Source organism: Bradyrhizobium mercantei, assembly GCF_001982635.1.
In the GTDB taxonomy this organism is placed as follows: domain Bacteria; phylum Pseudomonadota; class Alphaproteobacteria; order Rhizobiales; family Xanthobacteraceae; genus Bradyrhizobium; species Bradyrhizobium mercantei.
The window spans coordinates 906,716-921,832 of record NZ_MKFI01000001.1 but is presented as its reverse complement, the minus strand read 5'-3'; the positions used below and the strand labels follow the sequence as shown (position 1 = coordinate 921,832).

Sequence of the window (15,117 nt, the reverse complement as noted above, 5' to 3'; positions counted from 1 at the left end):
GCGATGGATATGCAACCGACGCGGAACGGCGCGCGATCGCTAGGTGCGGGCGACCGCAGCGGCGTGATCAGGACCGTCGACGCGGCGCGCGCCCGGGCGCGGTGCGAGGTTGTCCGGCGTCTTGATATTGCGCGCGAGCCCGGCTGCCTCGAACGCCTTGATCAGCCACCAGCCGAGATCGATCTGCCCCGGCAGCAGCCCGAGCTTCGCCGAGTTGGGATAGGCGTGGTGATTGTTGTGCCAGCTCTCGCCCATGCTGATCAGCCCGGCGATGCCGACATTGTAGCCCTGGGCCGCGACGCCTTCGATGATCCAGGTCTGTCCGCCCTTGCGATGCGAGTAATGACCGATCAGCCAGTGACCGGTGACGCAGACGGCGACCCGGACGCAGATCCCCCACACCAGCCAGCTCCACGAGCCGATCGCAAAGAACAGGATCGCCCAGGGCAATTGCTGCCACATCCAGGTTCGCTCGACGAAGCGGTAGAAGCGGTCATCGGCAAGCCGCGGTTCGAGCCGGAAGACCGGCGGGTGTTTCAGCACGAGCATGCAATGCAGCTGCCACCAGGCATCGCGCCAGAAGCCGGCGGCGTGGCGGGAGTAGTCGTGGCATGCCGGCTGGCGTTGTGCCCAGTCGCGGAAATCGTGCAGCCGCACCATGCCGTACGGGCCGGCCATCCCGACCAGCGTGCCGAGATAGACGCAGAGCCGCTCGAGCCACAGCGGACAGTCGAAGCTCGCATGGATCAGCCGCCGGTGCATGCCGACCGAATGCCCGAAGCACAGCGTGATCGCGCTGGTCACGATGAACAGCGCGAACGCGCTCCACGAGAACAGCAGCGGCCCGAACACGATCGCGACCGCGGTCATGCCGCCGAGCCACAACGACTTTGCCGGCGCCCATTGCACGCGCCCGTCCAGCGGGTCGGTGAGCTCGTCGGCGAAGATTCGTTCAGATCCGGGCTGCAGTTTCATTCCGTTACCTGAAGTTGTACCGCAGGTTGGGATGGAGCGGCTGTCGCTGTCAATCCGCCACGCGCGTCCGTCATGTCGCAGCCTGCATTGGCATCTCGGGCCACTTCACCTAGCCTGTCGTGACTTGGTCATCTCAGGGGGCAGGGGCGTTCGATGATGCGACTGAAATTGTGGCTTGCGCTTGCTGCGGCAATCTTCGTCAGCGCCGGCACGACGCGTGCCGCCGAGATGCGGGTCACCTTGCTCGGCACCGGCACGCCGACGCCGCGGCTCTCCAGCTTCAGCGCCGCGACGCTGGTGGAAGCAGGCCCCGAGAAGCTGATCTTCGATCTCGGGCGCGGCTCGACGATCCGCCTGTTCCAGAAGAAGATCCCGATCGGCGCCATCACCGCGCATTTCATCACCCATCTGCATTCCGACCATATCGTCGGCCTCCCGGACATGTGGCTGACGGGATGGATCGGCACGCCGTTCGGCTCGCGCAGGACGCCGATGGTGATCTTCGGGCCGAAGGGCACCGTGGCCATGACCGAAAATCTCACCAAGGCGTTCTCCGAGGACATCCGCATCCGGATCGACGATGAGGGTTATCCGCCGTCGGGCGTCGCGTTCGCGGCCAAGGACATCGAGCCGGGACCGGTCTATGACAAGAACGGCGTCAAGGTCACCGCGATCGAGGTCAATCACGGCGAGAAGATCAAGCCGTCATTCGGATACGTCGTCGAGTATGACGGCAAGAAGGTGGTGCTGTCGGGCGACACCAAGCCGGACGAGCGGGTGGCAAAGGCGGCCGAGGGCGCCGATCTCCTGATCCACGAGGTCGCGGTGATCGATCCCGAGCTGTTCAAGGCCTATCCGAACTATCGGGCGATCGAGAACCACCACACCTCGCCGGAGGAGGCCGGCAAGATCTTCGCAGAGGCCAAGCCAAAGCTTGCGGTCTATTCGCACATCGTGTTCGCAAGCCAGCCGCCGACACAGGACGTGCCGGAGGATGCGCTGCTGAAGCGGACGCGTACGACCTATCAGGGGCCGCTGGTGATCGGGCACGATCTGATGTCGTTCGTGATCACGGACAAGGTCGAGGGCTTTGCGCCCGACGGCGCCGCGATGAAGTGACGATCGCGGCGCGGTGAGGCTATTTGGCCTCGGCGTCCATGGCCGGTTCGACGGTCGCCGCCGGCGGCTCGACGGTCACCGCTTTCAGAACCTTTCGTTTCGCCGCGCGGATCTCGAGCTGCAAAGGCAGCTGATAGGATCCGGCCGGCGGCTCGAACATGAAGGCGTGGTGCCCGTCGCCCTTGTTGAGCTTGAGCAGGTCCTTGCGGAATTGATCGGCGACGACTTCGGCAACGAGCTCGCCGTTGAAGTAGATGTCGATCGCCACGCGCTTGTCGGGGTGCTGGTCGTACAAGGCCCATCCGGCGATCCTGTTCTCGTTGAACACGTCGACATGGCCGGTGATCTCGCCGGAGAGCTTCTCGATGCCGGCTTCGATCACCTCGAGGTCGCTCCTGTAGATCGATCGCGTCACGTCGAAGCTGAAATTCGCCGTATCGACGCATTGCTCCAGCAGGCTCTGGCGATGCTCCTTCATGCGTTGCAGCGTATCCAGTTCGCCGAGCTTGACGTACATGCCGACGATGCCTTCGATACCAGGATTCATGATCTCGTTCCCCGCAATGCTACAAGCCTATTCGCCCTCGGCCGCGTGCACAATCAATGCTTCCTTGCGGAAAAATACTCCCGTCAAGACTTGAAGCGCCTCGTCCTGCCACGGCGTTCATGACAGGCCTTCATGACATCCCGATCGTCCTGACCTAAAGTCGGTGCGGCCGAACCCGGCCCAATGACAAGGACAGGGAGAGCGAACCGATGGAGCAGATCCGCGTCTGCACGCATGACGGACCTGGAGCCAAGCCGGTAATCCGGACCGTGCCATGGCCGGATATCGGCAAAAAGGCGGCCTTGATCAAGGTCGGCGCCTGCGGCGTTTGCGGAACCGACCTGCATATCCTGAAGGGACATTGGCCGAAGCCGCTGCCGTGGCCGTTCACGCTCGGCCATGAGCTCGGCGGCGTGATCGTCGAGTGCGGCCCGGAGTTCACCGAGGACTTCATGAGCAAGCCGCTCAAGGTCGGATCGAAGGTGATGATCCCGCCCTTGATGCCGTGCGGCCGCTGCTATTACTGCATCCATTATCCGGAGAGCGCCAACAAGTGCCTGACGCCGGTGTATTACGGCCGCTATCTCGGCTTCGAGAAGGCGCCGCACATGTGGGGCGGCTGGGCCGAATATGTCTATGTCGATCTCGACATGCTGCCCGGCACCAAGATCTACAAATTGCCCGACGACATGTCGCTGCGGCTCGGCGCGCTGTCCGAGCCGTTGACTTCCTGCATCCGTGCCTTCAACCGCGCCACCCGCGCCGGCGGTTTCAGCTGGGGCGACACGGTGGTGATCCAGGGCTCCGGGCCGATCGGCATCCTCGCGGTCGCAGCCGCGCAGGAGATGGGGGCAGGGCGCGTGATCTGCGTCGGCGCGCCGGAAAATCCGCGGCTCAAGCTGGCGCGCAAATTCGGCGCAGAGGCGACCGTCGATATCGAGCAGCTCAAGACGCCGGACGAGCGCATCAAGGCGGTGCGCGACATCGTCGGCGGCTTCGGCGCCGATCTCGTGATGGATTGCTCCGGCCATCCGACCGCCGGCCCCGAGGGCATCGAGATGCTGCGCGACGGCGGCACTTATGTCGAGATGGGCCAGTTCACCGACGCCGGCTCGATCGACACCTCATGGCACCGGATCTGCACCAAGGACCTCAATGTGCTCGGCTCCTGGGGCTTCACCGGCAACGATTTGCCGCTCGGTGTCGACATGCTCTACCGCACGCGCAACAAATATCCCTGGCTCGACATGCAGACGATCTATCCGTTCACCGAGCAGGGCGTTGCGCAGGCGGTGGCGGACGCGATGGCGATGAAGACGGTGAAGTCGACCATCGTGCCGTGGCCGGAGCTGGTCGGGTGACGCAGGCAAGCAGGAGCGGTGCAAATCCTGTTGCAGCGCCCCCAAGGAATAGCGGCCGGGTGCTGCCGATCATGCTCTGATATCGCTCGCCGAGACGACGGCCCGGCGCTAACATCGGAGCATGCAGTCGAACCGTATGCCGCCGAATGCAACATTTGCAGGGGGAAACGTGTCCGAGGACTTCCCGCTGTTCAGGACGCTCAGCGCGGAACAGCGGTTGATCGCCTTTGGCGCGATGACCCGGCGTGATCTGGTGCGTGGCGAGCTTCTGGTCGAGCAGGGCGGTGCCTCGGACGCGTTGTTCCTGGTGCTGCACGGCGCGCTCGCGGTGTACCGGAGCGATCATCCCGAGCCGATTGCGGAGTTGCGCGCCGGCGAGCTGGTCGGCGAGATCGGCTTCTTCGCCAACATCCCGCGCACGGCCAATGTGATCGCGATCCGCGATACCAGCGTGCTGGTGCTGACGCGCGCGGCCTATGCGAAGCTTGTCCAGGAAACGCCCGGGATCGTCGAGGCGCTGCTCGCCGCGCTTGCGCAGCGGTTTGCCATTCAGACCGCGCGGCTGTTGCCGGTGCGGGCATCGCCGAAGGCGCGCACCGTCGCGCTGATCTCGGGCGGGCGGGAGCCGGTGCCGGCCGCCTTTGAACAAAGGTTGCGCCAGGGCCTTGCCGCCGCGGGAGCCGAGATCGTCGACCTTGCGCGCGTTGAGGCGATGTTTCCCGGCCGCACGCTCGACGCCTCCGAAGTTGCCGACTGGCTCAACAGGATCGAATATGACGCGCCGCTGGTGGCCTATTTCGGCGGCACGGAAGCATCGGAATGGGCGCGCAAGACCATTCGCCAGGCAGATCTCGTCGTGTTCGCCTGCCGCGGCCATGCGCCGCCGCCTGAGCTGACCGAGATCGAGAGCTTCGCCTGCGCGGTGCATCCGGCGGCGGCGCGCCGCCTCGTTCGTGTTCACGATGTCAGGCGGCACGAGGTCAGCGGCACCGCGGCCTGGCTGGCGCGGCTGCCCTGCTTCATGCATCACCATGTCGCGCTCGAGGACCAGCTCGATATCGACAGCCTGGTGCGCTTCCTGTGCGGCCGCGCCGTCGGGTTCGTCGCCGGTGGCGGCGGCAGCCTCGGCACTGCCCATGTCGGGGTCTACAAGGCCTTTTGCGAGCGCGGCGCGATGTTCGACATCTTCGTCGGCACCAGCGTCGGTTCGGCGATGGCGGCGGGCTTTGCCAAGAACTACGACGCCGAGCATCTCGAGCGCGGCACACACGAGATCTTCGTCTCCAGCCGCAGCTTCCGCCGCCCCACCTGGCCGCGCTACGCGCTTTTGGACCACAAGGCCTTCGATGCGGCGCTGGCCGATCAGTATGGCCACAACTGCCGGATCGAGGATTGCTGGCGGCCGTTCGCTGCGGTCGCGACCAACCTGTCGACGCACAATCTCGAACTGATCCGGACCGGCCTGCTGTGGCAGGCGGTGCGGGCATCGAGCGCCATCCCCGGCCTGCTGCCGCCGTTCTATACACGGGACGGTTCGATGCTGGTCGACGGATGCCTCATCGACAACGTTCCGCTCGGGCAAATGCATCAGCTGAAGAGCGGGCCCAATCTGGTGGTCCATTTCGGCGAGCCGGCCACCGAGATGTTCGACGTCGACTATGCCGCGCTGCCGGGCCGGCTCGAGCTGCTTGCGTCGCTGCTGACGCCGTTCCGGCGAAAATCGCTGCCGGCAGCTCCAAGCGCCGTCAACGTGCTGTGGCGCAGCCTCGTCGCGCATCAGCGCTACGATACGTTGCCGACCACGGCGCTCGACATGGTGATGCGGCCGCCGACGCCCGATGGCATCGACGTGACCGATTTCGACCGCCATCAGGAAATCTTCGAGTCCTCGTACCGCTGGGCCCAGGAGACCATTGCCGCCTCGGAGGCCGCGCATCATCCCGCCATTGCGGCCATCGTTCCGTCGGCCAATGGGGCTGACATGGTCGGCGACACGCGCGCGGATACGGCGACAGCGACCACGCCGGTTTCCCACCAAGCCCGCGTCGGCTGAACGGCTTGCAGGCGGCGGCGAAGTCGACCATCGTGCCGGACTGAAATCCGGAGACGACGATGCCTTTCGATTTGATTCTGCGCGGCGGACGGGTGATCGACCCGTCGCAAAAGCTCGATGCTGTCACTGATGTCGCCTTTGCCGGCGGCAAGGTCGCAGCCGTCGGCCGGGAGTTGAGAGCCGATCCTGCGACCGAGGTTCGCGACGTCTCAGGGCTGATCGTGACGCCTGGGATCATCGATCTGCACACCCATGTCTATTGGGGCGGCACCTCGCTCGGCATCGACGCGGAGGAATTTTGCCGCAACTCCGGCGTCACCACCTCGGTCGACACCGGCAGCGCCGGTCCCGGCAACTTCGCCGGCTTCCGCAAGCATGTGATCGAGCCGAGCCAGGTCCGCATCCTCGCCTATCTGCATGTCTCGCATGCCGGCATCTTCGGCTTCTCCGACAAGGTGATGGTCGGCGAGAGCGAGGAGTTGCGGCTGATGAATCCGATCGACGCCGCGCGCGTGGCGGATGCGAACCGCGACGTCATCGTCGGCATCAAGGTGCGGGTCGGCCTGTTCGCCTCGGGCACCTCGGGGCTGGTCCCGCTCGAGATCGCGCTCGAGGTTGCGGAGGAGGTCGGCATGCCCTTGATGGCGCATATCGACCATCCGCCGCCGAGTTACGAGGAGGTGCTGGCGCGCTTGCGTCCGGGCGACGTGCTGACCCATGCGTTCCGGCCGTTCCCCAACACGCCGGCGACCGCGCAGGGCACGGTGAAGAAAGTGGTGCTGGAGGCGCGCGAGCGCGGCGTGCTGTTCGACATCGGCCACGGCAAGGGCTCGTTCGCCTTCAAGACCGCGCGCGCGATGCTCGCCAACGGTTTTTATCCCGATACCATCTCGTCCGACATCCATCAGCTCTGCATCGACGGCCCGGCCTTCGATCAGGTGACGACGATGTCGAAATTCCTCTGCATGGGAATGCCGCTGCCGGACGTGATCGCGGCGTCCACCGTCAATGCCGCGATGGCATTGCGGCGGCCGGAGCTCGGCAGCCTCAAGCCCGGCAGCGTCGGCGACGCCACGCTGATCTCGATCAGGGAAGGCCAGTTCGACTATGTTGACGTGGTCGGCGAGCACCTCACCGGCGATCGCAAGATCGCATCCGAGGGCGTGGTGATCGGCGGACGCTGGTGGCATCCGAGATAGGGCGTGCGCGCTCAAAGAATCCGCGTTGGCTTTGTCCAAAAAGAGCGACATCGAAGTCGGTTCGAATGAATGGCGGTTGAGGGCCAAACCTGGGAATCCCGCACACTTCCCAATCGCTCGAAAGTGCGCTCAGATGCCCTCCGGTGATACTTGGTGTCGTGGTGTCGGCTTGCACGGGGAGATTGCGCGTGAAGGAACTCGCTGGAAAGACCGCGTTCGTGACCGGTGCGGCGTCAGGCATCGGATTGGGGATCGCGACCGCTTTCGCCCAGGCCGGGGCGAAAGTCATGCTTTGCGATATTGAAGACGCGGCTCTGTCCGCGGCGCTGGAGCAACTGAGGCGCACCAACGTCGATGTCGACGGCGTGAAAGCGGACGTTTCGCTGAAAGCCGAACTACAAGCCGCCGCCGAAGCCACGACCGCGCGCTACGGCAAGGTGCATATCCTCGTCAACAATGCGGGCGTCGGCGGCGGCGGACCTTATGGCACCTGGACCGACGCGTCGTGGAATTGGACCCTGGGCGTCAATCTGATGGCGACGATCTGGGGGATCGAGATTTTCGGGCCGTTGATCGAGCAGCACGGCGAGGGTGGGCACATCGTCTCCACGGCCTCGCTCGCTGGCCTCATTTCAGGGGGAAGCACGGCCTACAACGTTTCGAAGTATGGCGTCGTCGCGCTGTCCGAGGGACTGCGGCCCGAACTCGCGCCTCGCGGGATCGGCGTATCGGTGCTGTGTCCCGGGTTCATCCGCACCCACATCATGGACTCCAGGCGCAACCTTCCCAAGCGCTTCGAGGGGGAGACGCGTACCTTGCCGACGTCGGGCCCGCTTGCCGAGCGGATCAATCTGGTCCGCGAACGCATCTCCCAAGGTATCGATCCCATGTATGTCGGTGAACTCGTCCGCGAGGGCGTCGAAAACGACTGGCCCTATATCTTCACCGACCTCGAATTCGAGGCGGTGGTCGACGCGCGCTTCGCCGCAATCAAGCAGGGCTTTGACCATATCCGCGGGCGTGATCCGAAACGTTGAGCCTTGCGATCGCGCAAGGTCGCCGCGCTGCGAATGATGCGCAATTGCAGCGACGTCATCGCGCCGGTCGATGTCGCGCGAGTCGTTCGCCGGTTCATGCTGTCATCAAAAAAAGATTGGCAGTGCGAATAATGTTCACGCCTTGCGCCCCCTCAGCCGCCCACCACATGTCCGCACCGCAATTCTTGGGTGCAGGTTTGGGTTCCCAAACCGCCCAGTTGCGAATTGTGGAGATGGACTATGGACTTCCTCGGTTTTCTTAATGGCTCAGGTTTAACCCAACCGGCCATTTGGACCGCAGTCGTGATCGCGCTTGTGATCCTGCTGCGCATATCGAACGTATTTCGCTACATTCCGAACAATCAGGTCGGCATCGTCGAAAAGCTGTGGTCGGCGAAGGGCTCGATCGACGACGGCTTCATCGCGCTGAACGGCGAAGCCGGCTACGAGCCGGAGGTGCTGCGCGGCGGCCTGCACGTGATGTTTCCCTTCATGTACCGGATCCACCGCTCCGACCTCGTGACCGTCGGCCAGGGTAAGATCGCCTATGTGTTCGCGCGCGACGGCGCGGCTCTCGAGCCGTCGCAGGTGCTCGGTGCCAACGACACCGAGGACAAGTCGGACTTCCAGGACGCGCGCCGCTTCCTGCTCGGCGGCGGCCAGAAGGGCCCGCAGCGCAAGATCCTGCGCGAGGGTACCTATGCGATCAACACCACGCAGTTCGCTGTCATTACCGATGAGCGTGTCTATGGCCATGCGCTGAGCGAGCGCGAGCGCGGCGTGCTCGAGAGCATGCAGCTCACGATCACCGAGCGCTGGGGCTTTGCCCCGGTGGTGCTGGCGGCCGATCACGACCTGGTCGGCATCGTCACTGTTCATGACGGCCCGTCGCTGCCTCCGGGCGAGATCATCGCGCCTGAGGTCGGCATCGAGCTGCGGGATACCGCGACCTTTCACAACAATTTCCAGGAGCCGGAGAAATTCCTGAGCGCCGGCGGCTATCGCGGCCGTCAGCTCCAGGTCATCGTCGAGGGCACCTGGTACATCAACCGGCTGTTTGCGACCGTCGAGGCGGTGCCGAAGACGGTGATCCCGGTCGGTAATGTCGGCGTCGTCATCTTCTATACCGGCCCGCGCACCGACGACGTCTCGGGCGAGCAGTATCGCCATGGCGAGTTGGTGCTCAACGGCAGCCGCGGCGTCTGGAAGGACCCGCTGTTGCCGGGCAAATACGCCTTCAACACCTATGCCGGCAAGATCGAGGTGATCCCGACCGTCAACTTCATCCTGAAATGGATGCGCGGCGAGGTCGGCGCGATGAAGCTCGACGAGAACCTGTCGGAGATCTCGCTGATCACCAAGGACGCGTTCGAACCGACGCTGCCGCTCTCGGTGGTGATGCATATCGACTACAAGAAGGCGCCGATGATCATCCAGCGCTTCGGCGACGTGAAGAAGCTGGTCGAGCAGACGCTCGACCCGATGGTCTCTGCGTTCTTCAAGAACATCGCGCAGAAGATGACGCTGATCGAGCTGTTGCAGAACCGCGCCGCAATCCAGGAGGAGGCGGCCCACGACATGAAGGCGAGGTTCGAGAGCTATTCGCTCGACCTTCAGGAGGTGTTGATCGGCACGCCGCGGGCGGCCCCTGGCGATCACACCATCGAGAACATCCTGATCCAGCTGCGCTCGCGCCAGATCGCGCGCGAGCAGATCGAGACCTATCAGGAGCAGGAAAAGGCCGCGGTCCAGGAGCGGGCGCTGAACGAGGCCAAGGCGACGGCGGCGGCGCAGACCGCGCTGACGCAGTCGCTGATCCAGGTCAAGGTCAACGAGAACGAGGGCGCGGCGGCGCTGGCCCGCGCGCAGAAGGATGCCGAGACCCGCAAGGTGACCGCAGCCGCGGTCGGCGAGCAGTCGCGGCTCGAGGGCCAGGGCGAGGCCGACCGGGTGCTTGCGGTCGGCGCCGCCAACGCGCAGGCGACCAAGCTGTCGGTCGATGCCTATGGCGGGCCGGAGTACCGGCTTGCCGAGCAGAATTTTGCAAAATTCGCCGAGGCGCTGACGCGGATCAATCAGCCCCTGGTGCCGCAATTCCTGATGTCGGGCGGGCAGGGCGCGGAAGGCAGCAGCGCGGGCCTGATCCCGACCGCGATGCTGAGCTCGATGTTCGGGCAGATGATGCCCGGCGCATTGGAGAAGCTGAAGGACGAGGCGCCGAAAGCGGCGCGCCGGACCAACGGCCAGTGACGAACTGAAGCACATTGGTAAACCGGAAGCGGTGCGCTCTTGATACGGACTGGCGTCCATGCCTTGAGACACCGCTTCCGCCGCAACGTCAAACGGAGCCGGTTACCGAATGAGAGCCTGGGGCGGCCACCACGAGCGCCAGCGAAATGGCCACCCACGCCAATACGATCGGGTCTAGAGGAAAGCGGTCAATGCCGTGTCGCCGAAAAGATGAGTTGCGACCTGCCCACCATGGACGATCTCCCAGCCCGGGATAGGAGTGTCTTCGAGGTTCGTATACGCGACGGTCGGCGACGAGGACATGGCATCCAGAAACACCCCATCGATCTGACCGTTCGGAGTACCTGCAATGAGCTCGACATGATCACCGCTGCTCAACTCGGTATAACCTGGCGGCGGCCCGCCGGGAAACGGAGACGTATTCCAAAGAAAGGTGCTGCCGTAGTTGCTCCCGCCAGGATTGACCTCTCCGACGTGCGGATAACCAGCGGTGCCCGGCACCACGCTGCTGCCTGCAAGGATTAGCCCCGGAGACGCTGCGAAACTTCCGTCGAACCCGTAGACAGTCAACTGTCCGTCGGACGCTTGCGTGATGATGTCGTCTACAGGTCCCGTATTGACGAAATTGGAACCAAAAGCTCCACCCCCTTGAGTATTCGGAGAGGCGGAGTGCTGGACAGCCACTCCCGTGTCCCCAGCCCCAACCACAGGTGCCGCGCCAGCCGTACCGGCGATCAAATCAGACCATATGAGTTCGCCGACTTTATATCCGAGAAGATCGAAAGAGCCGTCGGCAGTCTGGCTAATCAGAGTCGGACCAATCTGGCCGCTCGCCAAGCCGAAGTTGCCCGTTCCATGTACTTCAGGAACAGAGCTCGACGTCATAAAGCTTCCTATCATATGAGCAGAACTGTTAAGGAACAGGAAGTCGAGCATTCCGCCGCCCCGCTCCTGAGCGACCAAATCAGGTGTCCCGTCCCCGTTGAAGTCTCCACTCCCGACCACCTTCCAATGTGCGCCAAGGCCGTAGTCTGCAGCGTAGCTGGCGACGAGGGACGTTCCGTCAAAGCGCAGGAAGTCGACTACGCCGGTTGTTGGATTCTGTACGGTAGCGTCAATAATTGTTGACATCGAAATTGCTCCTGAAACGGTTTCACCCGGAATTGCTGACCGTCGTGAACGCTAGCCCCTGCAGGGAGGCCGAGCAACGGCTTTGTAGGAGCCTCGCAAACGGGACGGACTGGCGCGCAGCCGTGGCGACACGGCGTTCTGAAAATTCATTTCCAGCCCGGTGGTGGGACTAAACGACGCGGGCGGCTACGGTACGGGCGATGAAGGCGAGCGCGAGGATTGGCAGGCGGCGCGTTTCGCGCCCCCTGTCCTGTCGGTTACCGACATCCCACGTGGAGCAGCCATCGTCAGAACGGCGTCAGTGCCAAACGACCGGTGTCCGTCAAACGATTGCAGCGGTAGATTGCGAAGCCTTCGCGGCTGTCGAGCCACGCATAGTAGAACAGGCCAAGCACCTCTTTCGCGGCGACGTAGGATCGGAAATTGGTTCGTGTCTCGTTGACCAGGGTAATCTGATTGGTTTCGTGAGGAGGGCAGGAGGAATCGCGATTGGGAATGCCCCACTCGGTGATCCAGCAGGGCTTGCCGGCCTGGCTCCCCTGCGGCCGGCATTCCGCGAGAACGTACTTCTGTAATCGGTCGCGGCGCCCCTCGGTGGCGGTCGGACTTCCCGGATCATTCGTCCAGGGATAAGTATGAACACCGTAGCCATCGACGAGTGCGTCGAGGCCGTTCGCGCGCATGAACTCCAGCGTTGCGACGGCACCGACCGAGTCGAGCTTTGCGGTTCGCGGAGCCTGCGGAGCTTCGTTGAACACCAGACCGGCGCTGATGATCGGTGCATGCTGGTTCAGCTTCGACCGCGCGCGGGCCTCCTTGATGACCTTGAGCAGCTTCAGATATTGCAGATAGCCTTTGGCGACCTGTTGTGCCTCCGGATCATGCGAAAGGTCCTCGAGGTTGAACTCCCTGGATTGGGCCGGCTTCTCCGCCGGCAAGCTGAAATCCGAATTGAACATCGCGGAATTGATTTCATTGCCCAGTTCGAACCCTGCGAGCTTGACGCCGGCGGCTTCGAGTTTTTCGAGCAGCGGCTCGAAATACTTGCCGAATTGATCTGGATCGGCGGCGGACAATGGAGGTCCGCCCCACACGCCGAAGGCATTGGGCCATGGTCGGCTCGGCGCGCCGGGCCGGTATTGCAGTTGGACCAGCCACTCGATCTGGATGCCCTGCGCCTGGGCGCGCCGGGCAAAATCCACTCCCTGCGCATCGGGCGTAATGCCCGATCGGATGAAATGAACGTTGGCTGCGTGCAATTGCGCGAGGATTGCATTCTGTTGGTCGGCGCTCAGTGACCCCACCGAGGCGTTCACGCCGACAACCGCATCGATGGTCCGGGCGGACAACGGCTGGAATCCGAGGAGGGCGCAAAGCATGGATGTAAGGACAACAAGTCCGCTGCTGAAGCTCTTCATCGGTCGCGCCTCACGATTCCCGGTGCTGGGCGAAGGGTCTGGCTCGATGCCCGCAACGTTGCGGGCAAGTTTTCGGGCGCCGACTATCCTATTCGATCTTGTCGGTGTTCCTAGCGCCGCATGATCAATCTTTGACCATCGGGCCGAACGGCTCCCAGCGCTCGCCGGTGAAGCGCATCATCCGGAACTCCTTGACCACGCGATAATCGCTGCGGCTGGTGTTGATGGAGAGGCCCGGCAGCAGCAGGTCGAGCTTCACGTCCTTCAGACTGGCCGCCTGGCGCATGACATTGTCGCGCGAGAGATCGTCGCCGCACTGCCGCAGCACCTGCACCAAGAGCTCGGCCGCGCTGTAGCCATAGGTCGTGAAGATACTCTTCCTGTCTCCCTCCGGATAATACGTGGCCATGAAGGCGGTCCATTTCTTCATGCCCGCATCGTCCGCCCAGTTCGGGTCGGCGGCCTCCTTGAAGGAACTCGCCGAGATCAGCCCCTTGGCGTTCTCGAGTCCTGCGGGCGCAAGCACCGCGTCGATCGAGGACGAACCGACGCCGAGCAGATGAACAGGCTTCCAGCCGAGCTCCGCCGCCTTGCGGATCGCCTGGGCGGCGAACTTCGGCGCCGCCATGTCGATCAGCACGTTGACGCCGGCGGCCTTGAGCCGCACCACCTGCGAGTCGATGGTCGGGTCGGTCATTTCATAGGGCGCTTCGGATGCGACCATCAGCGCGGCCTTCGTGCCGAGCCCGTCCTTCAAGCCGGCGAGATAGTCCTTGCCGCTTTCGTCATTCTGGTAGAGCAGGCCGATCCTGGCGTCCGGATAATTGTCGAGGATGAACCGCGCGTAGACGCGAATCTCGGTCCGCAGGTTCGGCGCGAAGCCCATGGTCCATGGAAAGTCGGCGGGATCCTCGAAACGCGTCGAGCGACCGCCCACGAACAATTGCGGGACATGGTGGTCGTTGAGATATTTCTGAACGGCGACGTTGGAGGCGGTGCCGGGGGTCTGGAAGGTGAACAGCACCTCGTCGCCTTCGACGAGCCTGCGGGTCTGTTCGACGGCCTTCGGTGGAGTACCTGCATCGTCATAGGAGATCAGCTTGATCTTGCGCCCGTTGACGCCGCCGTGGTCGTTGATCATCCGGAAATAGGCAGCCTGCAGCTTGCCGATGACCGAGACTGACGACGCCGGCCCGCTATAGGGCATGGTCTGCCCGATCCTGATCTCGGTATCGCCTACGCCGGGATCGTATTTGCGGCTTTCCGCGAGCGCATTGGCGGCCGCAAACAGGCTGACGCCGGTGATCGCCGCTCTGGCCGCCAGCCAGCACCAGTTTTTATGCATCGCGTTGCCCAACACTGTCCCGGCTTGACGACGTGGCGCCCCGCGCGCCGGACTGCGGCAGGTGCGGTACGACCTCCGGCAGCGTCTTCCACTCCGGTGTCGGCGGCGTCTCGCCCGGGCGCGGCACATAGGCGGAGCGTGCCGTCATGGCGAGATCGGGGACATAGCGCGGACAGTTTGGATAGATGTCGCGGCATTCGACGCGGATCACCGCCTTGGCGCCGTGGTGGCGCCTCAGGCTTTCGGCGTCGCGATGAATGCCGGCGTCGCCGTTGATGCGAATCCGGTAGCTCTTGCCATCGAAGGTCATGAACAGGAGCCCGACCTTCGGATTCACTGCGATATTGCCGAGCGTCCGGTACATCAAATTGCCGTCGTAGTCGGGAAATTCCAGCGTATGCGGGCCGATGATCTTGACGAACCCGGGATCGCCTCCCTTGAAGCTGCAGTCCGGATGATCGCCATGAGATGACGCGATGAAGAAGAAACTTGCCGACGTGATGTGCGCCGCGTCCCGTTCGGAAAATTCGCTGTGCCTGGCGCTGGTGGCCAGGAACTCGGCCAGGCGCCGGCCGTCGGCCTGCTCCTGCAGCGCAAGCATCCCCTCGTGGTAGAATCCGCGTGCTGCCATCAGCGTCCTCGCGCTTCAATGTGCGGGCGTTGGGTGAGACGACAGCATAGC

12 protein-coding genes are annotated in these 15,117 nt (G+C 63.7%); 6 read left to right on the top strand and 6 right to left on the bottom strand.

All coding sequences use genetic code 11. The features are described 5' to 3' along the window. Positions 1 to 39: 39 nt before the first annotated feature. Positions 40 to 975 carry an acyl-CoA desaturase gene (locus BI327_RS04495; protein ID WP_076858545.1) on the bottom strand — a complete coding sequence of 312 codons (936 nt, stop codon included), beginning with the start codon at positions 973 to 975 and terminating at the stop codon, positions 40 to 42. A 153-nt stretch (positions 976 to 1,128) separates the two neighbouring features. Between BI327_RS04495 and BI327_RS04490 the strand changes: the two genes are divergently transcribed. Beyond that, the gene (locus tag BI327_RS04490; RefSeq protein ID WP_245334713.1) at positions 1,129 to 2,094 is read left to right on the top strand and encodes an MBL fold metallo-hydrolase; all 966 of its coding nucleotides are present in this window, start codon (positions 1,129 to 1,131) and stop codon (positions 2,092 to 2,094) included. A 19-nt stretch (positions 2,095 to 2,113) separates the two neighbouring features. On the opposite strand, the gene BI327_RS04485 is transcribed toward BI327_RS04490, so the two are convergent. Next, entirely contained in the window at positions 2,114 to 2,641 is a 528-nt protein-coding gene (locus BI327_RS04485; protein ID WP_076858544.1) for a hypothetical protein, read from the bottom strand. A 209-nt stretch (positions 2,642 to 2,850) separates the two neighbouring features. Between BI327_RS04485 and BI327_RS04480 the strand changes: the two genes are divergently transcribed. The 5 genes from BI327_RS04480 (at position 2,851) to BI327_RS04460 (ending at position 10,541) form a co-directional block, all read left to right on the top strand. Further along, the gene (locus BI327_RS04480; RefSeq protein ID WP_076858543.1) at positions 2,851 to 4,002 is read left to right on the top strand and encodes a zinc-binding dehydrogenase; all 1,152 of its coding nucleotides are present in this window, start codon (positions 2,851 to 2,853) and stop codon (positions 4,000 to 4,002) included. A 169-nt stretch (positions 4,003 to 4,171) separates the two neighbouring features. Next, entirely contained in the window at positions 4,172 to 6,055 is a 1,884-nt protein-coding gene (locus tag BI327_RS04475; protein ID WP_245334712.1) for a patatin-like phospholipase family protein, read from the top strand. A gap of 59 nt (positions 6,056 to 6,114) precedes the next feature. Beyond that, on the top strand, positions 6,115 to 7,254 hold the full coding sequence (locus tag BI327_RS04470; RefSeq protein ID WP_076858541.1) for an amidohydrolase/deacetylase family metallohydrolase: 1,140 nt from the start codon (positions 6,115 to 6,117) through the stop codon (positions 7,252 to 7,254). Between the two features lie 188 nt (positions 7,255 to 7,442). After that, positions 7,443 to 8,291, top strand: a complete 849-nt coding sequence (locus tag BI327_RS04465) for an SDR family NAD(P)-dependent oxidoreductase (protein WP_076858540.1) — start codon at positions 7,443 to 7,445, stop codon at positions 8,289 to 8,291. A gap of 240 nt (positions 8,292 to 8,531) precedes the next feature. Further along, positions 8,532 to 10,541 (top strand): SPFH domain-containing protein, encoded by a 2,010-nt coding sequence (locus BI327_RS04460; protein ID WP_076858539.1) that lies wholly within the window; start codon positions 8,532 to 8,534, stop codon positions 10,539 to 10,541. A 174-nt stretch (positions 10,542 to 10,715) separates the two neighbouring features. Here the strand turns inward: BI327_RS04460 and BI327_RS04455 are convergent, their stop codons facing one another. The 4 genes from BI327_RS04455 to BI327_RS04440 form a co-directional block, all read right to left on the bottom strand. Next, positions 10,716 to 11,672 (bottom strand): hypothetical protein, encoded by a 957-nt coding sequence (locus BI327_RS04455; protein WP_076858538.1) that lies wholly within the window; start codon positions 11,670 to 11,672, stop codon positions 10,716 to 10,718. Positions 11,673 to 11,959: 287 nt separating this feature from the next. Beyond that, positions 11,960 to 13,090: a hypothetical protein gene (locus BI327_RS04450; RefSeq protein WP_143271534.1), complete on the bottom strand. Its 1,131-nt coding sequence runs from the start codon at positions 13,088 to 13,090 to the stop codon at positions 11,960 to 11,962. Positions 13,091 to 13,214: 124 nt separating this feature from the next. Further along, positions 13,215 to 14,435, bottom strand: a complete 1,221-nt coding sequence (locus BI327_RS04445) for an ABC transporter substrate-binding protein (protein WP_076858536.1) — start codon at positions 14,433 to 14,435, stop codon at positions 13,215 to 13,217. Next, positions 14,428 to 15,066, bottom strand: coding sequence for a pyridoxamine 5'-phosphate oxidase family protein (locus BI327_RS04440; protein WP_076858535.1), 639 nt, complete (start codon positions 15,064 to 15,066; stop codon positions 14,428 to 14,430). Before BI327_RS04440 ends, BI327_RS04445 begins: the two co-directional genes overlap by 8 nt. Positions 15,067 to 15,117: the final 51 nt, after the last annotated feature.